General features: G+C 71.5%; 19 protein-coding genes. 8 read left to right on the forward strand and 11 right to left on the reverse strand.

The window, feature by feature from the left end; all coding sequences use genetic code 11:
* Positions 1 to 149 precede the first annotated feature (149 nt).
* The 3 genes from IF655_RS23650 to IF655_RS23660 all read left to right on the forward strand — a co-directional run bounded on the left by IF655_RS23650 (position 150) and on the right by IF655_RS23660 (position 3,319).
* Positions 150 to 953, forward strand: a complete 804-nt coding sequence (locus tag IF655_RS23650; protein ID WP_199587107.1) for a DUF3558 domain-containing protein — start codon at positions 150 to 152, stop codon at positions 951 to 953.
* A gap of 125 nt (positions 954 to 1,078) precedes the next feature.
* Positions 1,079 to 1,990: a DUF3558 domain-containing protein gene (locus IF655_RS23655; RefSeq protein WP_242488898.1), complete on the forward strand. Its 912-nt coding sequence runs from the start codon at positions 1,079 to 1,081 to the stop codon at positions 1,988 to 1,990.
* A 99-nt stretch (positions 1,991 to 2,089) separates the two neighbouring features.
* Complete coding sequence (locus tag IF655_RS23660) at positions 2,090 to 3,319, forward strand: DUF2637 domain-containing protein (RefSeq protein ID WP_206776314.1); 1,230 nt, start codon at positions 2,090 to 2,092, stop codon at positions 3,317 to 3,319.
* 68 nt (positions 3,320 to 3,387) lie between these two features.
* Here IF655_RS23660 and lysS read toward each other — a convergent pair whose 3' ends face one another.
* Positions 3,388 to 5,160 carry a lysine--tRNA ligase gene (gene lysS / locus IF655_RS23665; protein ID WP_199587110.1) on the reverse strand — a complete coding sequence of 591 codons (1,773 nt, stop codon included), beginning with the start codon at positions 5,158 to 5,160 and terminating at the stop codon, positions 3,388 to 3,390.
* 132 nt (positions 5,161 to 5,292) lie between these two features.
* Here lysS and argS point away from each other — a divergent pair, with 132 nt between their 5' ends.
* Complete coding sequence (gene argS, locus IF655_RS23670) at positions 5,293 to 7,074, forward strand: arginine--tRNA ligase (RefSeq protein WP_199587111.1); 1,782 nt, start codon at positions 5,293 to 5,295, stop codon at positions 7,072 to 7,074.
* Between the two features lie 47 nt (positions 7,075 to 7,121).
* Here argS and IF655_RS23675 read toward each other — a convergent pair whose 3' ends face one another.
* The 3 genes from IF655_RS23675 to IF655_RS23685 form a co-directional block, all read right to left on the reverse strand.
* Positions 7,122 to 8,321, reverse strand: coding sequence for a hypothetical protein (locus IF655_RS23675; protein ID WP_199587112.1), 1,200 nt, complete (start codon positions 8,319 to 8,321; stop codon positions 7,122 to 7,124).
* A 147-nt stretch (positions 8,322 to 8,468) separates the two neighbouring features.
* On the reverse strand, positions 8,469 to 9,461 hold the full coding sequence (gene hemB, locus IF655_RS23680) for a porphobilinogen synthase (protein ID WP_199587113.1): 993 nt from the start codon (positions 9,459 to 9,461) through the stop codon (positions 8,469 to 8,471).
* 146 nt (positions 9,462 to 9,607) lie between these two features.
* Positions 9,608 to 9,958 (reverse strand): MerR family transcriptional regulator, encoded by a 351-nt coding sequence (locus tag IF655_RS23685; protein WP_199587114.1) that lies wholly within the window; start codon positions 9,956 to 9,958, stop codon positions 9,608 to 9,610.
* 54 nt (positions 9,959 to 10,012) lie between these two features.
* On the opposite strand from IF655_RS23685, the gene IF655_RS23690 reads away from it, so the two are divergent.
* Positions 10,013 to 10,579 (forward strand): alpha/beta hydrolase, encoded by a 567-nt coding sequence (locus tag IF655_RS23690; protein WP_199587115.1) that lies wholly within the window; start codon positions 10,013 to 10,015, stop codon positions 10,577 to 10,579.
* Positions 10,580 to 10,634: 55 nt separating this feature from the next.
* Here the strand turns inward: IF655_RS23690 and IF655_RS23695 are convergent, their stop codons facing one another.
* From IF655_RS23695 to IF655_RS23715, 5 genes are all read right to left on the reverse strand, one after another.
* A complete protein-coding gene (locus IF655_RS23695; protein ID WP_199587116.1) occupies positions 10,635 to 12,341 on the reverse strand; it encodes a bifunctional uroporphyrinogen-III C-methyltransferase/uroporphyrinogen-III synthase in 1,707 nt (568 codons plus the stop codon).
* Positions 12,338 to 13,297 (reverse strand): hydroxymethylbilane synthase, encoded by a 960-nt coding sequence (gene hemC, locus IF655_RS23700; RefSeq protein WP_199587117.1) that lies wholly within the window; start codon positions 13,295 to 13,297, stop codon positions 12,338 to 12,340. The genes IF655_RS23695 and hemC overlap by 4 nt, the downstream gene beginning before the upstream one ends.
* Complete coding sequence (locus tag IF655_RS23705) at positions 13,294 to 15,009, reverse strand: glutamyl-tRNA reductase (protein WP_199587118.1); 1,716 nt, start codon at positions 15,007 to 15,009, stop codon at positions 13,294 to 13,296. Before IF655_RS23705 ends, hemC begins: the two co-directional genes overlap by 4 nt.
* Positions 15,006 to 15,776: a redox-sensing transcriptional repressor Rex gene (locus IF655_RS23710; RefSeq protein WP_199587119.1), complete on the reverse strand. Its 771-nt coding sequence runs from the start codon at positions 15,774 to 15,776 to the stop codon at positions 15,006 to 15,008. The genes IF655_RS23705 and IF655_RS23710 overlap by 4 nt, the downstream gene beginning before the upstream one ends.
* Before the next feature lie 254 nt (positions 15,777 to 16,030).
* Entirely contained in the window at positions 16,031 to 16,312 is a 282-nt protein-coding gene (locus tag IF655_RS23715) for a glutaredoxin family protein (RefSeq protein ID WP_199587141.1), read from the reverse strand.
* A gap of 106 nt (positions 16,313 to 16,418) precedes the next feature.
* Between IF655_RS23715 and IF655_RS23720 the strand changes: the two genes are divergently transcribed.
* The 3 genes from IF655_RS23720 to IF655_RS23730 all read left to right on the forward strand — a co-directional run bounded on the left by IF655_RS23720 (position 16,419) and on the right by IF655_RS23730 (position 19,858).
* On the forward strand, positions 16,419 to 17,339 hold the full coding sequence (locus tag IF655_RS23720) for an HAD family phosphatase (RefSeq protein ID WP_199587120.1): 921 nt from the start codon (positions 16,419 to 16,421) through the stop codon (positions 17,337 to 17,339).
* Positions 17,340 to 17,691: 352 nt separating this feature from the next.
* Positions 17,692 to 18,477, forward strand: a complete 786-nt coding sequence (locus tag IF655_RS23725) for an ECF subfamily RNA polymerase sigma factor, BldN family (protein ID WP_199587121.1) — start codon at positions 17,692 to 17,694, stop codon at positions 18,475 to 18,477.
* 151 nt (positions 18,478 to 18,628) lie between these two features.
* The gene (locus IF655_RS23730; protein WP_199587122.1) at positions 18,629 to 19,858 is read left to right on the forward strand and encodes a DUF5667 domain-containing protein; all 1,230 of its coding nucleotides are present in this window, start codon (positions 18,629 to 18,631) and stop codon (positions 19,856 to 19,858) included.
* A 70-nt stretch (positions 19,859 to 19,928) separates the two neighbouring features.
* Here IF655_RS23730 and IF655_RS23735 read toward each other — a convergent pair whose 3' ends face one another.
* Complete coding sequence (locus IF655_RS23735; RefSeq protein ID WP_199587123.1) at positions 19,929 to 20,963, reverse strand: lysophospholipid acyltransferase family protein; 1,035 nt, start codon at positions 20,961 to 20,963, stop codon at positions 19,929 to 19,931.
* Between the two features lie 14 nt (positions 20,964 to 20,977).
* Positions 20,978 to 22,039, reverse strand: a complete 1,062-nt coding sequence (locus IF655_RS23740; RefSeq protein WP_199587124.1) for an NAD-dependent epimerase/dehydratase family protein — start codon at positions 22,037 to 22,039, stop codon at positions 20,978 to 20,980.
* Between the last annotated feature and the right edge of the window lie 19 nt (positions 22,040 to 22,058).

The raw sequence follows: 22,058 nt of genomic DNA on the forward strand, positions 1-22,058 counted from the left end.
AAGGGACAAGGGACCGGCGTCCGCGGTGGTGCGTGCGATACACATTGTGTCCAGCAGGCGCCCCGCCGCGGCAAGCGAATAACCAGCGGGGACACTGGAGCACCGGCGCGCGCACCGCGCCCCGCGTCCCCGTCGAGAGGAGCCCGACCGTGCAGCGGAAGGCCCATGTCATCGGTACCGCCGCCCTCTTCGCGGCGCTGCTGACAGGCTGCACGAGCGGCTCGGACGGAGCGAGTCCGACCGACGACGCCAACCCGGGCGACGCGGGCACCGCCACCGTCGCCGCCCAGCCCGGCAAGTACCGCAACCTGCCCGAGCCCTGCGGCGCCGTCGGCCACGACACCCTCGCCACGATGCTCCCCGGCATCCGCCAGATCACCGACCCCGACCAGCGCGACAAGGCGTACCGGGGCGTGCCGGAGCTGACCTACGACACCGACCGCAAGGTGGGCTGCCACTGGAAGGTGGAGTCGACCACCGCGACCGACCGCCTCTCGGTGGACTTCGAGCGCGTGGTGTCGTTCGACAACGCGGTCAGCGACGACAACGAGGCGCGCAAGCTGTTCCAGGGCATGGAGAAGGCCGCCCATCTCCCCGCCCCCGGCACGCCGGGCGGCGAACCCGCGTCCCCCTCCGCCGACCCGAGCGCCACGGCGAGCCCGGACGCGAGCGCGAACCCCGACCCCTCGGAGACCGCCGCCGACGCCGCCGATCTGCGCCCGCGCGCGCTGCCCGACCTCGGCGACGAGGCGTACCTCGACGACCAGCTCTCGACCTCCGGCTCGACGTCCGAACCGCGCACCGTGACTGTGGTGTTCCGCACGTCGAACGTCGTCGTCACCCTCGAGTACGAGGAGCAGCCGATGGTCGTCGGAGCGGTCCCGGACAGCAAGGAAATGCAGGACAGGGCCCGGGATCTGGCCTCTCAACTGGCCGACAAGCTCGACGGCTGACGCCCCCTCGCCCGCCCCTTCCGTCACTTCGCGCACGGCGCGAACCGGAAACACACGTCTCCTTCACCGCGTACCGTGACCCCGCAGGAACCCGCACGAACCCGAGCGTCATGAGTGAAGGAACCATGCAGCGAGCCGTACAGCGAGACGACCGTGCCCACCTCCGAGCCGGGCGCCTGAGCCGCGTTCTGGTGTGCGCGGCCGCGGTGCCCGCGGTGCTGATCACCGCGGGATGCTCGTCGGACTCCGGCGACTCCGCGAACAAGGACACCCCGACCGCCCAGCGGAGCGCGGGCGGTGACACGGCGGGCACGTCCTCGCCGGACGCCTCCCCGACGATCGCCCCCGCCGCGTACCAGAAGCTTCCCGACCCCTGCGGTGTGCTGGCCAAGAAGTCGCTGGGCGATCTGGTGCCGAAGGCGAAGTCGGGCAAGAAGGGCAAGAGCGACGACACCGCCGCCCGCTCCTCCTGCTCGTGGACCAGCCTGGACGACAACGGCGTCAAGGGCTCGCAGTTCCGCTGGCTGAGCGTCTCCCTGCTGCGCTTCGACTCCGACGCGGCGCGTGGCAGCGGCAACGACCAGGCGCACTCGTACTACACCCAGCAGCTCACCGACGCCCAGCACGTCTCGGGCGCGAAGGGCACCAAGTCGCAGCCGGTGACCGGCACGGGCGACGAGGCGACGGCGGTGCGCTACGACCTGAAGAAGAAGGAAGGCGCCTTCAAGCAGCAGACGGTGGTCGCCCGAGTCCAGAATGTGGTCGTCACGCTCGACTACAACGGCGCGGGTCTGGCGGGCGAGAAGACGCCGGACGCCGACGACCTGACGAAGGACGCCGAGAAGGCGGCGAAGGAAGTCATCGCCTCCGTCTCCGCCGCCAACGGCCGTGGTCAGACGGCGGGTTCGGGCGACGACGGCTCCGCCTCCCCGTCGCGGAAGCCGTCCGGAAAGGCGTCCGCCTCGCCCTCCGGCAAGGCGTCCAAGTCCGCCTCCCCCAGCGCCTCGGCGTCCGAGAAGGACGACAAGAAGAGCTGACCGGCACCACGTTCGGCGTACACGTGTGCCACCCTGTTGCGCGCAACAACACGTAACGGGAGGGGAGTACGGGTGGCCGCGCCACTTCAGCTCACTCGGATGCACCGCGTACTCATCGGCGTGGTCGTGGCCGGCGCTCTGATCATCGCCGGTATCGGCTTCGCCGGTTCGTACGCGGCCGTCCGCGCACTGGCCCTGAAGAAGGGCTTCGGGAACTTCTCCTATGTGTTCCCGGTCGGCATCGACGCGGGCATCTGTGTGCTGCTCGCGCTCGACCTGCTGCTGACCTGGATGCGCATCCCCTTCCCGATGCTGCGCCAGACGGCCTGGCTGCTCACGGCGGCCACCATCGCCTTCAACGGCGCCGCCGCGTGGCCGGACCCGCTGGGCGTCGGGATGCACGCGGTGATCCCGATCCTCTTCGTGGTCTCGGTGGAGGCGGCACGGCACGCGGTCGGGCGGATCGCGGACATCACCGCGGACAAGCACATGGAGGGCGTGCGCATCACGCGCTGGCTGCTCTCCCCGGTGCCGACGTTCCTGCTGTGGCGGCGGATGAAGCTGTGGGAGCTGCGCTCCTACGAGCAGGTCATCAAGCTGGAGCAGGAACGTCTCGTCTACCAGGCGCGCCTGCGCTCCCGCTTCGGTCGCGCCTGGCGCCGCAAGGCGCCCGTGGAGTCCCTGATGCCGCTGCGCCTGGCGCGCTACGGCGTCCCCCTCGCGGAGACCGCCCCGGCGGGTCTCGCGGCGGCGGGCATCGAGGCGGTGCTGGCTCCGCCGGTTCCGGTACTGCCCCAGCGCGTCGAACTCCAGGCGGCTCCGGTACCTGCCGAGGCTCCTGTCCAGCCCGCTTCCGCACCCGGCGAACAACCGCAGCCGCAGGCTCCGGAGGGTGCGGACGAAAGCAGCCCCTGGTTCCACACGCCCCCGCGCGACATCGACTACCACGGCGGTTACGACCCGACCTTCGAACCCGGTCCCGATCCTCAGTACTTCCCCGAGGAACAGTACGAGGAGTGGTACGAGGAGCAGCCGCCCGAGCAGTTCCAGCAGCCGTCGCCGGAGGAAACCGGGAGCTTCCCCATCCCGGTCGGCCCCAACCGGACCCGCGAACTGGGCGAGGGCGGCGGTCTCCCGGAGCCGGACGAGGAGGACCTCTACCAGGTCTTCCGGCAGTCGATAGACGGCAGTTACCCGACGGGTCCGATGCTCGCCGAGGACATACAGGCCACGTTCGGCGTGACCATCGACCCCAATGACGCGAAGGTGCTGGCCGAGCGCTTCCAGCAGCGTCACTTGAAGCAGATGGAAGAGGACCACATCGCCTGACGCGCTGCACGCATACGCAGAGGGGGCGCCCGGTACGACACCGGGCGCCCCCTCCTACGTAACGCGACCTACTCCCCGAGCAGGGCCCGCACCCGCTCCTGCCCCACCGCAAGCAGCAGCGTGGGCAGACGCGGACCGGTGTCGCGGCCGACGAGCAGGTGGTACAGCAGGGCGAAGAAGGTCCGCTGGGCGGTCTTGATCTCCGGCGGCAGCTCCTTGGCGGTGGCGTCGGCGGAGAATCCCGCGCGCACCTTCGGGACGCCGTAGACCAGGTGGGTCAGACCGTCCAGGGACCAGTTGTCCGCGAGTCCGTCGACCAGCAGGCGCAGCGACTCGCGCCCCTCCTCGTCCAGCGACTTCAGCAGCTCGGCGTCCGGCTCCTCGCGCACGATGGTGCGCTGGTCGGCGGGGACGTAGGTGTTGATCCACGCCTCCGCCTTGTCGTACCGGGGGCGGGCGTCCGCGAGGTCGGTGATCGGGTTCGCCGGGTCCAGCTCGGACAGGATGCGCAGCGCCTGGTCCTGATGACCCGCGGTGATGTCCGCGACCGAGGCGAGCGTGCGGTACGGCAGCGGGCGCGGGGTCTTCGGCAGCTCACCGGCGGCGGTGCCGACGGCGCGGGTGTACGCGGCGACGTCACCGGGGAGCGCGGAGCCTCCCCCAGTGCCAATGGCCTGGGAGGTGCCCCCAGCCACCTTGCCCGCGAGCTTGTCCCACTCGTCGTAGAGCCGCTGGATCTCCTGGTCGAAGGCGATCTTGAAGGACTGGTTGGGACGGCGGCGGGCGTACAGCCAGCGCAGGAGCTGCGGCTCCATGATCTTCAGCGCGTCGCCCGGGGTGGGCACGCCACCGCGCGAGGACGACATCTTGGCCATGCCGGAGATGCCGACGAACGCGTACATCGGACCGATGGGCTGCTTGCCCTCGAAGATGCCGACGATCTGCCCGCCGACCTGGAAGGAGGAGCCCGGCGAGGAGTGGTCGACACCGGAGGGCTCGAAGATCACGCCCTCGTACGCCCAGCGCATCGGCCAGTCGACCTTCCACACCAGCTTGCCCCGGTTGAACTCGCTCAGCCGGACCGTCTCGCCGAACCCGCACGCGGTGCAGGTGTACGACAGCTCGGTGGTGTCGTCGTCGTAGGAGGTGACGGTGGTGAGGTCCTTGCCGCACTCGCCGCAGTACGGCTTGTACGGGAAGTATCCGGCGGAGCCGGAGCTGCCGTCGTCCTCGGCGGCGGCGCCGGAACCCTCCTCCGCCTCCAGCTCTGCCTCGTCGACCGCCTTCTGCTGCGGCTTCTTGCCCGGCGCCTTCTTGGTGCGGTACTGGTCGAGGATCGCGTCGATGTCACCGCGGTGCTTCATCGCGTGCAGGATCTGCTCGCGGTAGACGCCCGAGGTGTACTGCGCGGTCTGGCTGATCCCGTCGAACTCCACGCCCAGCTCGGCGAGCGCCTCCACCATGGCGGACTTGAAGTGCTCCGCCCAGTTCGGGAACGCGGAGCCCTTCGGCGCCGGGACCGAGGTCAGCGGCTTGCCGATGTGCTCGGCCCAGGACTCGTCGACGCCCGCGATGCCGGCCGGCACCTTGCGGTAGCGGTCGTAGTCGTCCCAGGAGATCAGATGGCGGACCTGGTACCCGCGGCGGCGGATCTCGTCCGCGACCAGGTGCGGGGTCATGACCTCACGCAGGTTGCCCAGGTGGATCGGGCCGGACGGCGAGAGCCCGGAGGCGACGACGACCGGTTTGCCCGGAGCCCGACGCTCCGACTCCTCGATGACGTCATCCGCGAAACGGGAGACCCAGTCGGTGGTCTCGCTGCTCTGAGCCACGATCGGCACGTCCTCTTTTTCCGAGTTCTGTGAGTGACCGCTCCATTCTCCCAGGCACTGCCTCGTTCGCGAAAACCCCTTTACCCCCCATGAGAGACTGAGCGTGTCTATCCGTCCCACGAGGAGAACGGCTCCCACTCCATGACCTCGGTCACGTCGCTCACCGATCTCGTCAACCAGCGCCTCGCGAACGCCCTCGCTTCCTCCCTCCCGGAAGCCGACGGAGCCGACCCGCTGCTGCGACGAAGCGACCGGGCCGACTACCAGGCCAACGGGATCCTGGCGCTCGCCAAGAAGGCGAAGGCGAACCCGCGCGAGCTGGCGACCGAGGTCGTCTCCCGGGTCGCCACGGGTGACGTGATCGCGGACGTCGAGGTCTCGGGTCCCGGCTTCCTCAACATCTCCGTGGCGGACGGCGCGATCACGAAGAACCTGGCCGCGCGGTACGCGGACGACACGGGGCGCCTCGGTGTCCCGCTCGCCGCCCACCCGGGCACCACGGTGATCGACTACGCCCAGCCGAACGTGGCCAAGGAGATGCACGTCGGTCATCTGCGCTCGGCGGTCATCGGCGACTCGGTCGTCCGGCTGCTGGAGTTCACCGGCGAGAAGGTGGTCCGCCGCCACCACATCGGCGACTGGGGCACCCAGTTCGGCATGCTCATCCAGTACCTGGAGGAGCACCCGCACGAGCTGGACCACAAGGAGTCCGCGGTCTCCGAGGTCACCGAGGCTTCCGGCGAGGAGGCCATGTCCAACCTGAACCGTCTCTACAAGGCGGCGCGGGTGCTCTTCGACTCCGACGAGGAGTTCAAGACGCGCGCCCGCCGCCGGGTGGTCGACCTCCAGGCGGGCGACCCGGCGACGCTGGCCATGTGGCAGCGGTTCGTCGACGAGTCGAAGATCTACTTCTACTCCGTCTTCGACAAGCTGGACATGGAGATCCGCGACGCGGACGTGGTCGGCGAGTCCGGCTACAACGACATGCTGGCCGAGACCTGCCGCCTCCTGGAGGAGTCCGGCGTCGCGGTCCGCTCCGAGGGCGCGCTGTGCGTGTTCTTCGACGACGTCAAGGGTCCCGACGGGCAGCCCGTCCCCCTGATCGTCCAGAAGTCCGACGGCGGCTACGGCTACGCGGCGACCGACCTCTCCGCGATCCGCGACCGCGTCTTCCACCTCAAGGCGAACACCCTGCTCTACGTGGTGGACGCCCGCCAGGCCCTGCACTTCAAGATGGTCTTCGAGACCGCCCGCCGCGCAGGCTGGCTCGGCGACGACGTGCACGCGGTCCAGCTCGCCTTCGGCACGGTCCTCGGCAAGGACGGCAAGCCGTTCAAGACGCGTGAGGGCGAGACGGTGCGGCTGGTGGACCTGCTGGACGAGGCGGTCGACCGTGCGGCGGCGGTCGTGCGCGAGAAGGCGCAGGACCTCTCCGAGGAGGAGATCGCCGAGCGCGGCGCCCAGGTGGGCATCGGCGCGGTGAAGTACGCGGACCTGTCGACCTCGGCGAACCGGGACTACAAGTTCGACCTGGACCAGATGGTCTCGCTCAACGGCGACACCTCGGTGTACCTGCAGTACGCGTACGCCCGTATCCAGTCCATCCTGCGCAAGGCGGGCGAGGTCCGCCCCGTGGCTCACCCCGAGCTGGAACTGACCGGGGCGGAGCGGGCGTTGGGCCTGCACGCCGACTCCTTCGGCGAGGTCGCCGCGGAGGCGGCGGCGGAGTACGCCCCGCACAAGCTGGCCGCGTACCTGTACCAGCTCGCCTCCCTGTACACCTCCTTCTACGACAAGTGCCCGGTCCTGAAGGCAGAGACGCCCGCCCAGGTGGAGAACCGCCTCTTCCTGTGCGACGTCACCGCCCGCACTCTGCACCAGGGCATGTCCCTTCTCGGCATCCGCACGCCCGAGAAGCTCTGACGGCGAACGCCTGGAGGGCGGTGGGGAGTTGCTGCTCCCCACCGCGCTCAGGAGCGGGTGGTCCGCCCGCAGCCGCCGTCCCGCACGTCCTTCATGGACTCCTTGCGGCTGTACGGGTCGTGGGCGTCGCCGCGGGCCGGGGTGCCGGTGGGGGTGGCGCCGGGGAAGATCGGGTGGAGGTAGCCGTCAAAGACGCCGCACTCGTTGTTGTAGGTGCGCGTCGCGACCGAGCCGATCGACAGCTTGCCCTTCACGGTGTCCCACTTGGCCGGATCGTGCAGCATCGTCGTCACGTCGCGGCGGACGATGGAGCGGGCCACCCGGTCGTCGCCGGGGGCGCGGTGGGCGAGCGGGTAGACGAAGGTGTAGTCCGCGTGGACCTTCACCTCGCCGGGCCGCCCCGCCTCGAAGGAGAGGTGCCCGCGCACCTTGACCACGTCACCGGCGAGCCGCACCCGCGCCGGGTCGAAGCGGCTGACGTAGGTGACGGGGTCGTGCTCGGCGTCCGGGTCGCGCAGCGAGCGCCGGAGTTCCGGGAGTGTCCTCGGCTGCTCGGGGTCGAGCAGCGCCAGCGCCTTGTCGGGCTGTCCGCCGCGCAGGACCGCCGGATCGAGGCTGGTCTCGACGAGGAACTCCTTGGTGCGCCGCAGCGCGAGCGCCACGTCGGCTTCGCCGAGCCCGGCGACCGCCTTCGCGGCAGGCAGCTCGATCGCGTCCGCGCCCTCGTCCCAGACCAGCGCGGGCGATCCGCGGAAGGGGTGGTCGAGCGTCGCCGTCCCGGAGACGGCACCGGGGGCGTCGCTGGGCAGCGCCGTCTCGGCGGGCAGCGGCGAGGGCGCGTCACCTGCGGACGAGCGGACCCCGGGGATGTGGTCGAGGAGCAGCGAGGGGCGTACGGCGACCAGACAGACCGCCGCGACCAGCAGCACCCCCAGCACCGACCAGAGCGGCTTGCGCGGAGCCCCGCCCCGCTTCTCCCGCACCGCGGGTCCGGTACGCCAGCCGGGAGGCTCCGCGGGCTGAGCCGCCTTGCGGCGACGGCCGAACCGCCGGTCGGCGGCGGCTTCCCGCTCCCCCTCCTCGCGCAACCGCCGCGCCACCATCCGCGCCCGCGCCGACGGCTCCTTCGGGGCGGGCGGTCCGCCGCCCTCGACCGTGTCGCGCAGGAACGTGTCCCACTGATCGTCGGATATGGCCGCGGGCTCGCCGGAATCGTCGGGCCGTTCGGGGGGCGGAGCGGTGGACACGGGCTCACTCTCGTCGGGGTCAAGGAAACACCAAGATCCCTGCGTAGACGATGTGAGCGCGGTTCACAACCCCCGCACAGGAGGCACCGGCACCTGTGACCGAACCGGTACGGCACCGGTCCGCGTCACCTGTCCCGAACCGCCGAACTACCGCAGCTTCTGGGCCACTTCGGTCGCCCAGTACGTCAGGATGTTCCGCGCGCCCGCCCGCTTGATCCCCGTCAGGGTCTCGAAGATGGCGCGGTCGCGGTCCAGCCAGCCCTTCTCGGCGGCAGCCTCGATCATCGAGTACTCGCCGGAGATCTGGTAGGCGGCGACCGGCACGTCCACCGCGTCCGCGACCTTCGCGAGCACGTCCAGGTACGGACCCGCGGGCTTGACCATGACCATGTCCGCGCCCTCGGCGAGGTCCAGTTCCAGCTCGCGCAGGGACTCGCGCAGGTTCGCCGGGTCCTGCTGGTACGCCTTGCGGTCGCCCTGGAGCGAGGAGGCGACAGCCTCGCGGAAGGGACCGTAGAAGGCGGAGGAGTACTTCGCGGTGTACGCGAGGATCGCCACGTCCTCGCGGCCGATCTGGTCCAGCGCGTCGCGGATGACGCCGATCTGCCCGTCCATCATGCCGCTCGGACCCACGATGTGGGCGCCCGCGTCCGCCTGGACCTGGGCCATCTCGGCGTACCGCTCCAGGGTGGCGTCGTTGTCGACCCGGCCCTCGGCGTCCAGCACCCCGCAGTGCCCGTGGTCGGTGAACTCGTCCAGGCACAGGTCGGACATGATCATGAGGTCGTCGCCGACCTCGGCGCGCACGTCGCGCAGGGCGACCTGGAGGATGCCGTCCGGGTCGGTGCCCGCCGTGCCGAGCGCGTCCTTCTTCGCGTCCTCCGGCACGCCGAACAGCATGATCCCGGAGATCCCCGCCTCGACCGCCTCCAGCGCCGCCTTCTTCAGGCTGTCCCGGGTGTGCTGCACGACCCCGGGCATCGCCTCGATCGCCACCGGCTCGCTCACGCCCTCGCGGATGAACGCGGGGAGGATGAAGTCGGCCGGATGCAGCCGCGTCTCCGCGACCATCCGCCGCATGACGGGCGAGGTCCGCAGGCGCCGCGGACGCGTACCGGGAAAGGAACCGTACTTCGACATATCCCCTACGCTACGCCCGCCGGACCCCCGCCTTTGCCGACGCCATGTCGGACCAGCGACCACTCCCCGCGCACCCGAGCGGCGCCCCCGACGGTCCGGACCAGCCCCCTCGCGACGCCGCGAGCACCGCCTCCGAGGAGCGCCCCTCACCCGTCCCCCACCAGCCTCTCCAACCGCCCCCGCGTCTCCCGCACCTCCGCCTCCCGCGCGTCCAGCCGCCCCGCCACCGCGTCCAGCTCCGCCCGCAGACCGGGACACATCTCCAGGCGCGCCCCGTCCGCACCGTCCCGCACACAGCCGAGATAGCGCCGTACGGTCGCCGTCCCCACCCCCGCCCGGACCATCGCCCGGATCCGCAGCACCCGTACGACATCGGACTCGGCGTAGCGCCGGTAGCCCCCGCTGCCGCGTCCCGGCGCCAGCAGCCCCTGCTCCTCGTAGTGCCGCAGCGACCGCGCGCTCACCCCGGTCCGCGCCGCCAGCTCCCCGATCAGCACGCGCCCCCCTCGCCTTGACCTTCACACCGGTGTGAACCCGTACCGTCCTCCACCATGACGACACCGGCAACGCATCCCCGCGCCACGATCATCCACGGCTACGGCGCGACCCCGAAGGACCACTGGTTCCCCTGGCTCGCCGAGCGTCTGGAGGAGCGCGGCGTCCGCACGACCGTCCCCGCCCTCCCGGACACGGACCATCCCGACCCCGACCGGTGGACGTCCGCCGCGGGCGCCGCCCTCGGCACCCCCGACGCCCGCACCACGGTCGTCGCCCACAGCCTCGGCTGCCTCACCGTCCTGCGCCGTCTGAGCACCCTGCGCGGCGACTGGCGCCTGGGCACCCTGGTCCTGGTCTCCGGGTTCGTCGCCCCGCTCCCCGCGATACCCGAGCTGGACCCGTTCATCGCCGGTGGCTGCGACCCCACCCCCCTCCCCGCCCGCATCGACCACCTCACGGTCCTCCGCTCGGACGCCGACCCCCTGGTCCCCGCCTCCCACACCGACCACCTCGCCACCCTCCTCGGCACCACAGCCCGGGTGATCTCCGGCGCGGGTCACTTCCTGGCGGACGACGGGGTCACCGAGCTGCCCGAGGCGCTCGGAGCGATCAGGGTCTGAACAAGCGAGCGGGGTGCCCCCCGAAGGGAACACCCCGCTCATGCCGTGCCGGACCTCACGTCGTCGTACGACGCCTCCGCGCCCCCGGACGCCGCTCGCTCGGGCGGGTCACCGGGTCGCCCGCCTCCAGCGCGGCGGTACGCCGCTTGGTGCCGAACGCGGCGAGGGCTTCCGCCAGCTTGTGGACGGACGGCTCGGGAGCCATGACGTCCACGCGCAGACCGTGTTCCTCGGCCGTCTTGGCGGTCGCCGGACCGATGCAGGCGATGATCGTGACGTTGTGCGGCTTGCCCGCGATGCCGACCAGGTTGCGGACGGTCGAGGACGAGGTGAACAGGACCGCGTCGAAACCGCCGCCCTTGATCGCCTCACGGGTCTCCGCCGGGGGCGGCGAGGCGCGGACGGTGCGGTACGCCGTGACGTCGTCGACCTCCCAGCCCAGCTCGATCAGCCCCGCCACCAGCGTCTCGGTGGCGATGTCGGCACGCGGCAGGAAGACACGGTCGATCGGGTCGAAGACCGGGTCGTACGGCGGCCAGTCCTCCAGAAGCCCCGCCGCCGACTGCTCGCCGCTCGGCACCAGGTCCGGCTTCACACCGAAGTCGATCAGCGCCGCCGCGGTCTGCTCGCCCACCGCGGCGACCTTGATGCCCGCGAAGGCACGCGCGTCGAGCCCGTACTCCTCGAACTTCTCGCGCACCGCCTTGACCGCGTTGACCGAGGTGAACGCGATCCACTCGTAGCGCCCGGTGACCAGACCCTTGACCGCGCGCTCCATCTGCTGCGGGGTGCGCGGCGGCTCGACGGCGATGGTCGGGACCTCGTGCGGCACCGCGCCGTAGGAGCGGAGCTGGTCGGAGAGCGACGCCGCCTGCTCCTTCGTGCGCGGCACGAGGACCTTCCAGCCGAACAGCGGCTTGGACTCGAACCAGGAGAGCTGGTCGCGGCGGGCGGCGGCGGAACGCTCACCCACCACGGCTATCACCGGGCGCCCGCCCTCCGGGGACGGCAGCACCTTCGCCTGCTTCAGCGTCTGCGCGATCGTGCCGAGCGTCGCCGACCAGGTCCGCTGCCGGGTGGTCGTACCCGCGACGGTGACCGTCATCGGGGTGTCCGGCTTGCGTCCCGCCGAGACCAGCTCGGCCGCCGCGGCGGCGACGGAGTCCAGCGCGGTGGAGACGACCACCGTGCCGTCCGAGGCGCCGACCTCGGTCCAGCAGCGGGCGGAGGCGGTACGCGCGTCCACGAAGCGCACGTCCGCGCCCTGCGCGTCCCGCAACGGCACACCGGCGTACGCGGGCACACCGGTCGCGGCGGCGACACCGGGGACGACCTCGAAGGGCACCCCGGCGGCGGCGCAGGCCAGCATCTCCTCGGCGGCGTCCGTGTCGAGTCCCGGATCACCGGAAACCGCACGCACGACCCGCCTGCCGCCACGCGCGGCCTCCATGACAAGATGAGCGGCATCCCGGGCAGCGGCCGGGACCCCAACGGTTGTTGACGTGCCGTCAACCACCGTCAACTGGGGTGCGCCCGCGCCCGTGGACGCGTCCGAGGAGACCTCCGTCGGTACGACGGAGACACCCGGGCGGGCGTGCGTCCGGATCACGTCGAGCACATCGGGCTCGGCGACCAGGACGTCCGCGATCCCCAGCGCCTCCACGGCGCGCAGAGTCAGCAGTCCCGGATCTCCGGGTCCGGCACCCAGGAAGGTGACGTGACCGTGTTCCGGACGGGCGGCGGGAAGGGTGGTGGGGCTCAAAGTGCTCGCTCCCCCATCAGACCGGCCGCGCCCTGGGCGAGCATCTCGGCGGCCAGCTCGCGACCGAGCGCCGTCGCCTGCTCGTGCGTCTGGGGCACGGGACCGGTGGTGGACAACTGCACCGTCCGCGAGCCGTCGGTGGTGCCGACGACGCCGCGCAGGCGCATTTCCTTGACAGTTGACCCGCCGGCCAGGAGGTCGGCCAGCGCGCCCACAGGGGCGCTGCAGCCGGCCTCCAGGGCGGCGAGCAATGACCGTTCGGCGGTGACGGCGGCCCGCGTGGACGGGTCGTCGAGCTCGCCGAGTACCGCGACGAGGGCAGCGTTGTCCGCGGCACACTCGATCGCCAGGGCCCCCTGGCCGGGGGCGGGCAGAACCGTGTCGACCGACAGGAAGTCGGTCACCTCGTCGATCCGGCCGATCCGGTTGAGTCCGGCGGCGGCGAGGACGACGGCGTCGAGCCGTCCCTCGCGCACGTATCCGACGCGGGTGTCGATGTTGCCGCGGATCGGGACCGTCTCGATGTCCAGTCCGTGGGCGCGGGCGTACGCGTTCAACTGCGCCATGCGGCGCGGCGAACCGGTGCCGATACGGGCGCCGCGCGGCAGGTCGGTGAACTTCAGCGCGTCGCGCGCCACGATCACGTCACGCGGGTCCTCGCGCTCGGGGACGGCGGCCAGCGCCAGCTCCTCGGGCTGCGAAGTGGGCAGGTCCTTGAGCGAGTGCACGGCGAAGTCCACCTCGCCGCGCGCCAGCGCGTCGCGCAGCGCGGTGACGAACACACCGGTGCCGCCGATCTGCGCGAGCGCCTCGCGGGAGACGTCGCCGTACGTGGTGATCTCGACCAGCTCGACGGGCCGGCCGGTCACCCGGCTCACGGCCTCGGCCACCAGCCCGGACTGGGCCATGGCGAGCTTGCTGCGCCTGGTCCCCAGTCTCAGTGCGTTGTCAGTCATGCCGGTCGGTCCTTCTCGTCTGTGTTGTCCACGGCCCGGGAGACGGCCGCGACCGTCTCGGGGTCGAGGTCGAACAGGGTGCGCAGCGCGTCCGCGTACCCGGCGCCGCCGGGCTCGGCCGCGAGCTGCTTGACCCGTACGGTCGGCGCGTGCAGCAGCTTGTCCACGACCCGGTGCACGGCCTGGCGGATCTCGCCGCGCTGGCGCGCGTCCAGACCGGGCAGCCTGCCGTCGAGCCGTGCGATCTCGGCGGCGACGACGTCGGCGGCCATGGTGCGCAGGGCGACCACGGTCGGGGTGATGTGCTGGGCCCGCTGGGCCGCGCCGAAGGCGGCGACCTCGTCGGAGACGATACGCCTGACCTGGTCCACGTCGGCCGCCATCGGCGCGTCGGCGGACGCCTCGGCCAGCGACTCGATGTCCACCAGGCGCACTCCGGCGAGCCGGTGCGCGGCGGCGTCGATGTCGCGGGGCATGGCGAGGTCGAGCAGGAAGACGGCGGGCGCCGGGCGCGGGATCTCCGCCACGGGCTCGGGCCTGCGGTGCTCGGGGACGCGCCCGACGGTCGCGGCGGTCTGGGCGAGCGCGTCGATCAGCCCCGCCTCGGCGCGGGTGTCCTCGACCGCCTTGAGCGCGCGCCCGGTGCCCTGCTCGCGGCGGTCCACGGTGCCGCCCGCGACCCAGGCGGCGTGCTGCTCCAGGGCGGCGGCGTCGAGCCCGGCCACGGCTGCCTCGCCGTGCACGGAGAAGCCGCTCGCGCCCTGCACGGCGGCGAGGTCCAGCGGGCAGTTCTCCTCGGTGCCGACGGTGGTCGGCGGCAGCGGCGCCTCGGCGGGCGTACGTCCGCCGTCCGCGACCTCGGTCGCGACCTCGCCAGTGCGGTCCTTGAGGGCGTCGGCGAGCGCGTCGGCGGTGAGCACCAGACCGGTGGCGCCGGTGCAGGAGACGACGACGTCGGCACGTGTCAGTTCGGCGGGGACGGCGTCCATCCGCACGGCGCGCGCGAGGGCGCCCTCGGCGTCGGCGAGGATCTGCGCGAGCCGCTCGGCGCGCTCGAAGGTCCGGTTGGCGACGACGATCTCGGCGACCCCGGCGCGCGCGAGCGTCGCGGCGGCCAGCGAGGACATCGAACCGGCGCCGATCACCAGCGCCCGGCGTCCCTCGGCCCACGCCTCGACGTCCTGCCCGGCGGAGAGCTGCTCCAGACCGAAGGTGACCAGGGACTGCCCGGCGCGGTCGATGCCGGTCTCGGAGTGGGCGCGCTTGCCGACCCTGAGTGCCTGCTGGAAAAGGTCGTTGAGCAGGCGCCCGGCGGTGTGCAGCTCCTGGGCGCGGGCGAGGGAGTCCTTGATCTGACCGAGGATCTGCCCCTCGCCGACGACCATGGAGTCCAGTCCGCAGGCCACCGAGAAGAGGTGGTGGACGGCGCGGTCCTCGTAGTGCACGTAGAGGTACGGCGTCAGCTCTTCCAGACCGACCCCGCAGTGCTGGGCGAGCAGCGTGGACAGCTCCGCGACACCGGCGTGGAACTTGTCCACGTCGGCGTACAGCTCGATCCGGTTGCAGGTGCCGAGCACGGCTGCCTCGGCGGCCGGTTCGGCGGCGACCGTGTCCTGGGCCAGCTTGATCTGGGCGTCCGTGCTCAGCGCGGCTCGCTCCAGCACGCTCACGGGCGCGCTGCGGTGGCTCAGTCCGACGACGAGGAGGCTCATGCGGGCATCACGGCGGGTACGTCCCCGTCGGGTCCCTGCTCGGCCGAGTGCCCGGCGGCGGCGCGCGCGGCGGCGGGCAGCGCGCCGTCGTTCGCGGCGAGTTCCTCGCCCGCCTTGCGCTGCTCGTGGAAGGCGAGGATCTGCAGCTCGATGGAGAGGTCGACCTTGCGCACGTCGACGCCGTCCGGGACGGTCAGCACGGTCGGCGCGAAGTTCAGGATGGAGGTGACCCCGGCGGCCACGAGCCGGTCGCAGACCTGCTGGGCGGCGCCTGCCGGGGTGGCGATCACGCCGATGGAGACACCGTTGTCCTCGATGATCTTCTCGAGTTCGTCGGTGTGCCGGACCGGGATGCCCGCGACCGGCTTACCCGCCATCGCGGGGTCGGCGTCTATCAGCGCCGCGACCCGGAAGCCGCGCGAGGCGAAGCCGCCGTAGTTGGCGAGAGCCGCGCCGAGGTTGCCGATGCCGACGATGACGACCGGCCAGTCCTGGGTCAGACCCAGCTCGCGGGAGATCTGGTAGACGAGGTACTCGACGTCGTAGCCGACACCGCGGGTGCCGTAGGAGCCGAGGTAGGAGAAGTCCTTGCGGAGCTTGGCGGAGTTGACTCCGGCGGCCGCCGCGAGTTCCTCGGAGGAGACCGTGGGGACCGAACGCTCGGACAGTGCGGTCAGGGCTCGGAGGTACAGCGGAAGCCGGGCGACGGTGGCCTCGGGAATCCCTCGGCTGCGGGTCGCCGGTCGGTGAGTTCGGCCAGTTGCCACGGTGCTCCTGCGGGTAGAGCGGGGCTGGCGGTCATGCGTCCCCGGACCGCCCCGTCGAAAGCAGGCTATGTCTTTGTGAACGTGTGCACAAAGATGGTGTCCGATTTGCCCGGCCAACGTGACCGGGGTCACGCGCCCTCTTCCCGGGGCTGTACCTGGGGGCAAAGCTACACACTCCTCGCGAATCCCGCCCCCGAGACCAAACAGGCGTCCGATCCTAAGCGACGTTCCGGGTGTTCCGGGACGCCTGCGGACTACTTGGTCAGAGCCTTACGAAGGCGGCTCTCGTCCACGCGCCAGAAGGTGTGCTGCTCACCGTCGACGAGGACGACGGGGATCTGCTCCCAGTACGTGTCGTACAACTCACGGTCCTCGGTGATGTCCCGGCTCTCCCACGGCACGCCGAGGTCGCCGCAGACCTTTTCGATCACCTGCCGGGCGTCCTCGCAGAGGTGGCAGCCGGGCTTGCGGATCAGGGTGACCAGGCGCTCCTGGGGCGCGGGCGCGCGCCGGAAGAGGGGACTCATGCCGCCCATTCTCACTCCGCTCACGCACACTCCTTAACAACGCGGTCGTGCGGAGTTCACGCGCTTCGAACCTCTCGGCTCCGAAGCGGCGTCACGGACTGGCTATGCTCACGCCATGGCCGCTCTAGGATGGCTCACCCCCCGTAGGCGCTCCGCCACGGCGCGGAGCGTGTTGGCAGGCGAGGCTGCGGCGGAAGCCGCCCGCAAGTCCGTGCAGAAGGCGCGGGAACCCGAGACCGCCGAGCCGGAGTTCCCGGTGCTCGGCGACGACCGCGCGGCCGCGTTCTTCGACCTCGACAACACCGTGATGCAGGGCGCCGCGCTGTTCCACTTCGGGCGCGGGCTGTACAAGCGGAAGTTCTTCGAGACCCGCGACCTCGTCAAGTTCGCCTGGCAGCAGGCGTGGTTCCGGCTGGCCGGGGTCGAGGACCCCGAGCACATGCAGGACGCGCGCGACTCGGCGCTCTCCATCGTCAAGGGCCACCGGGTGGCCGAGCTGGAGACGATCGGCGAGGAGATCTACGACGAGTACATGGCCGGCCGCATCTGGCCCGGCACCCGCGCCCTCGCCCAGGCGCACCTGGACGCGGGACAGAAGGTCTGGCTGGTGACGGCGGCTCCGGTGGAGATCGCCCAGGTCATCGCCCGCCGCCTCGGGCTGACCGGCGCGCTCGGCACGGTCGCGGAGTCCGTCGACGGCGTCTACACCGGACGCCTGGTGGGCGAGCCCCTGCACGGTCCGGCGAAGGCGGAGGCGGTGCGCGCCCTGGCCGCCGCCGAGGGTCTGGACCTCGCCCGCTGCGCCGCCTACAGCGACAGCCACAACGACATCCCGATGCTCTCGCTCGTCGGTCACCCCTACGCCATCAACCCCGACGCCAAGCTGCGCAAGCACGCCCGCGACAAGGACTGGCGCCTGCGCGACTACCGCACCGGCCGCAAGGCGGCCAAGGTCGGCATCCCCGCCGCGGCGGGCGTGGGCGCGGTGGCGGGCGGCACGGCGGCGGCGATCGCGCTGACCCGGCGCCGCCGCTGACCCGCGGTCGCCACCGCCGCCGAAAGAACCCGGAGCCCGGTCCTGACCACTTCAGGACCGGGCTTTTCCGCTGAATCGTTTCTCAAGTCGGCCGATTATGTGCGCCCGCCCCGGAAACGCCTCAGGTTCACAGGAATCGGCTGGTTTTCGGTCGGGAAACGGTCAGAAACCGGAAGCCGACCGACCGTCAAGTGGTAACAGAAGCAACGTAATCGACGATTTGAACAACTGGGTGTAGCAGGGTCTACACGAAGCGTTATTCTCCTCAGACGCAAACCGGTACCCCTCCGTCGTCACGACGGGTGAAAGGTCCCGCACTGCACGTGATGGAAGCTCTGCCTCTGGGAGTCCCGTGTACCCACACGTCGGGGTTGACGCCTCGGGCCTGGCTACGCTGCGCGCAACTGTCGCAACGGTCAAAGAGACGCTGCGCGGCCTCGTCCCCACCGCGCACACCGTCCCCGCCCTCGCCACCGGCGCACCCCTGGGCCCGTGCTACGCACTGGCCGAGGGCAGCGCCGCCGTAGGCAGACGCGGCCGGACGACGTCGTCCGGCGCGCCCGCCGCCCGCCGCCCCGCCGCGGACAGCGACAGCGCCCGCATGATGGACCTGGTCGAGCGCGCCCAGGCGGGCGAGGCGGAAGCCTTCGGCAAGCTGTACGACCAGTACAGCGACACCGTCTACCGGTTCATCTACTACCGCGTGGGCGGCAAGGCCACCGCCGAGGACCTCACCAGCGAGACCTTCCTCCGCGCGCTGCGCCGCATCGGCACCTTCACCTGGCAGGGCCGCGACTTCGGCGCCTGGCTGGTGACGATCGCCCGCAACCTGGTCGCCGACCACTTCAAGTCCAGCCGTTTCCGCCTGGAGGTCACCACCGGCGAGATGCTCGACGCCAACGAGGTCGAGCGCTCCCCGGAGGACTCGGTCCTGGAGTCCCTCTCCAACGCCGCCCTCCTCGACGCCGTACGACGGCTCAACCCCCAGCAGCAGGAGTGCGTCACGCTCCGGTTCCTCCAGGGACTCTCGGTCGCCGAGACCGCCCGGGTGATGGGAAAGAACGAAGGCGCCATCAAGACCCTCCAGTACCGGGCGGTACGCACCCTCGCCCGGCTCCTCCCGGAGGACGCCCGCTGACGCTGCGCAACCGAGAACACCGATCAACTCACGCTCCGTAAGCGCCAGTTGTCTTTCCGATCCGGTCATCCGCCGTGCGTAACCGAAGTGCCGAGCCGCTCGTTGTGCGGGATACAGGAGTCGACCGTCATGACGAGAGGAGGTGCCGCCAGTGATCGCGAACGTATCGGCGCACCGGCGGGCGAACGCCTTCGCCCAGGCCCTGGAGGAGCAGTCCGACCGGGACACGGCGGCCGAGCAGTCCGCAGCACGGGCGGGATCACCGCCGACCGAGGACCCCTCCGAGCAGGGCACGTTGCTGTCCCTGACCAGAGACCTCGGCGCGCTGCCCAAGCCGCAGCTCGACCCGGAGGTCAAGGTCGTCCAGCGCGCCCGGTTGGTGGCCGCGATGGAAGCCATGCTCCAGGAGGGCACCCTGGGCGGAGCGGCGGACGCCTCGGTGCCCGAGCAGCGCTCCCCCGGTCGGGGCGCCCACCGGGCGAGCCCGCTGAGCAGACTGCGACCCCGCTCCCGGCTGGCCAAGGGGCTCACGGCGGGCGGACTCGGTCTCGGTGTCACCGCGAGCGCCTTCGGCGGCGTGGCCGCCGCCAGCTCCGACGCGCTGCCCGGTGACCATCTGTACGGCGTCAAACGCGGCATCGAGGACTTCCGGCTGAACTACCTGAGCGAGGGCGACGGCGAACGCGGCCAGACCTACCTCGACCAGGCGTCCACCCGCCTCAACGAAGCCCGCAGACTGATGGACCGCGGGCGCGGCGGACAGCTCGACCACGAGTCCATCGGCGAGATCCGCCGCACCCTGTCCGGGATGCGCCAGGACGTCACCGAGGGCCACCGCCTGCTGCACGCGGCGTACGAGGCGGACCCGCAGTCCCTCGGTCCCATCCAGGCTCTCTCGTCCTTCTCCCGCTCCCACCGCGAGGCGTGGACGAGCCTGAGCGACCAGCTCCCCGTGCAGCTCGGGGACGTCAAGGACCAGGTCTCCTCCGTCTTCGACGCCATAGACCAGGAAGTGGCTCCGCTGGAGTCGCTGCTCCCGCAGCCGCCCGCCACCGGCAAGCAGGACGGCAAGCGCTCCGCCACCCCGTCCAGCTCCACCGGCACCCAGCGCCCGGCCACGCCCAGCAAGCCCGGCAGCACGCCGTCGGCGGGCAGGCACGCGAGCCCCGGCAGCAGCCCCAGCGGCTCGGCAGGCGACCGCGACGAGGGTCTGCTCGGCGGCAGCACCGGCGGACTGCTCGACCCGCCCAAGTCGGGCTCCGACCAAGGCGGTTCCCCGTCCGCCGAGAAGTCCCCCTCGGCCAAGCCGGACGTCACCCTGCCCCCGCTCCTGCCGGGTCTCCTCCCCGGTCTGGGCATCGACAGCCAGGACTCCAACTAGCCGCACACGGTACGACGGTGGGGCGCCCCTTTCCGAGCAGGGGCGCCCCACCGTCGTACGTACGCGAGACTCAGAAGAACACCGACCGCCGCTGTACGAGCAACTTGTACAGCGTGTGCTGGATCTGTTCGCGCACCTGGTCGGTGAGGTTGAACATCAGCATCGGGTCCTCGGCCGCCTCCGGCGGGTAGCCGTCCGTGGGGATCGGCTCGCCGAACTGGATGGTCCACTTGGTCGGCAGCGGGATCGCGCCGAGCGGACCGAGCCAGGGGAAGGTCGGGGTCAGCGGGAAGTACGGGAAGCCGAGCAGCCGTGCCAGCGTCTTGGCGTTGCCGATCATCGGGTAGATCTCCTCGGCGCCGACGACCGAGCACGGGATGATCGGCGCCCCCTGCCGCAGCGCGGTGGAGACGAACCCGCCCCGCCCGAACCGCTGGAGCTTGTACCGCTCTCCGAAGGGCTTGCCGATGCCCTTGAAGCCCTCCGGCATCACCCCGACCAGCTCGCCCTGTCCGAGCAGCCGTTCGGCGTCCTCGGTGCAGGCGAGGGTGTGACCGAGCTTGCGGGCCAGCTCGTTGACCACCGGCAGCACGAACACCAGGTCGGCGGCGAGCAGCCGCAGATGGCGCCCGGCGGGATGGTGGTCGTGCACGGCGACCTGCATCATCAGACCGTCCAGCGGCAGCGTCCCGGAGTGGTTGGCGACGATCAGCGCGCCGCCGTCCGCCGGGATGTTCTCGATGCCCTTGACCTCGACCCGGAAGTAGTTGTCGTACACCGGCCGCAGCAGCGACATCAGGACCTGGTCGGTCAGCTCCTCGTCGTAGCCGAAGTCGTCGACCTCGTAGTCCCCGGTGAGCCTGCGGCGCAGGAAGGAGAGACCGCGCGCGATGCGGCGGTCGAGCCCGCCGTCGTCCTCGCGCGGAGCGCCCGCCGGTTCCCCGGTGGGCTCCTCGGGCACCGCCCGGGTGGGCAGCGGCTGGACCGGCGCGCTCTCGCCCGCCCCGGCGGGCCGGCCGCTCGTGCCCCGGCGCCGCTGCGGGCGTCCTGTGGAGCTTCCCCGGGACCGGTCGTCGTCGAACGGAATGACCTTGGCGTCCGCCATCGTTGCTGCGCTCCTCAGTTGGCGCCGGGCTGCGGGAAGGTGCCACCGCTTCTCGCGGTCAGCGCGGCGATCCGGTCGACGGCTCCCGCCAGCGCCTCGGGCGGCAGCAGGCCGGGACCCTGGCCGCGCGCGAAGTCCGCGAAGGTCTCCGCCGTCGTGAACCTGGGGGCGAACCCGAGCGTCTCGCGCATCTGCCCGGTGTCCACCACCCGGCCGTGGGTCAGCAGCCGGATCTGCTCCGGCGAGAAGTCCGTCATACCGAGCGTACGCACCAGGGAGCCCGCCCAGGTGACCGCGGGCAGCAGCAGCGGCACGGTGGGCCGCCCGAGCCGGCGCGAGCACTGGGAGAGCAGCAGCACGCCGTCCCCGGCGATGTTGAAGGTGCCGCTGTTGAGCGTGCCCCGGCGCGGCTCGCGGGAGGCGATCCGCAGCACCTCGATCACGTCGTCCTCGTGCACGAACTGCAGCCGCGGGTCGTAGCCGAGGACGGTCGGCAGGACGGGCAGCGCGAAGTAGGAGGCGAGCGGGGTGTCCGCCGTCGGTCCGAGGATGTTGGCGAACCGCAGCACGCACACCGCGACGTCCGGGCGGCGCCGGGCGAACCCGCGCACGTATCCCTCGACCTCGACGGCGTCCTTGGCGAAGCCGCCGCTGGGCAGCGACTTGGCGGGGGTGGTCTCGGTGAAGACGGCGGGGTCGCGCGGCGCGGAGCCGTAGACGTTGGTGCTGGACTTCACCACGAGCCGTTTGACGGTGGGCGACTTCTGGCAGGCACCGAGCAACTGCATGGTGCCGATGACGTTGGTCTCCTTGACCGTGGCCCGGCTGCCGCCGCCGAGCGCGGTGCCGGTCACGTCCATGTGGACGACCGTGTCGGCGCCGGTCTCCGCGAGGACCCGGGCGATCGTCGGCTGCCGGATGTCGGCCTGGATGAACTCGGCACCGCCGAGATGGTGCGCGGGCGGCACCGCGTCGACCGCGATCACCCGGTCCACGTCGGCGTCCCGCTGGACACGGCGCACGAACCGGCCGCCCAGTTGCCGGGCCACTCCGGTGACGAGCACGATCTTCCCCAAGACCAGCGCCTTCCTTCCC

Origin of the sequence: Streptomyces sp. DSM 110735 (genome assembly GCF_016482685.1) — a bacterium.
GTDB lineage: Bacteria > Actinomycetota > Actinomycetes > Streptomycetales > Streptomycetaceae > Streptomyces.

Bases quoted from the DNA above. Each gene is read 5' to 3' on its own strand.
- IF655_RS23660 (WP_206776314.1), top strand. From the start codon at position 2,090: ATGCACCGCGTACTCATCGGCGTGGTCGTGGCCGGCGCTCTGATCATC.
- IF655_RS23735 (WP_199587123.1), bottom strand. From the start codon at position 20,963: ATGGCGGACGCCAAGGTCATTCCGTTCGACGACGACCGGTCCCGGGGA.
- IF655_RS23705 (WP_199587118.1), bottom strand. From the start codon at position 15,009: ATGAGCCTCCTCGTCGTCGGACTGAGCCACCGCAGCGCGCCCGTGAGC.
- IF655_RS23715 (WP_199587141.1), bottom strand. From the start codon at position 16,312: ATGGGCGGCATGAGTCCCCTCTTCCGGCGCGCGCCCGCGCCCCAGGAG.
- IF655_RS23720 (WP_199587120.1), top strand. From the start codon at position 16,419: ATGGCCGCTCTAGGATGGCTCACCCCCCGTAGGCGCTCCGCCACGGCG.
- hemC (WP_199587117.1), bottom strand. From the start codon at position 13,297: ATGACTGACAACGCACTGAGACTGGGGACCAGGCGCAGCAAGCTCGCC.
- hemB (WP_199587113.1), bottom strand. From the start codon at position 9,461: ATGTCGAAGTACGGTTCCTTTCCCGGTACGCGTCCGCGGCGCCTGCGG.
- IF655_RS23655 (WP_242488898.1), top strand. From the start codon at position 1,079: ATGCAGCGAGCCGTACAGCGAGACGACCGTGCCCACCTCCGAGCCGGG.
- argS (WP_199587111.1), top strand. From the start codon at position 5,293: ATGACCTCGGTCACGTCGCTCACCGATCTCGTCAACCAGCGCCTCGCG.
- IF655_RS23690 (WP_199587115.1), top strand. From the start codon at position 10,013: ATGACGACACCGGCAACGCATCCCCGCGCCACGATCATCCACGGCTAC.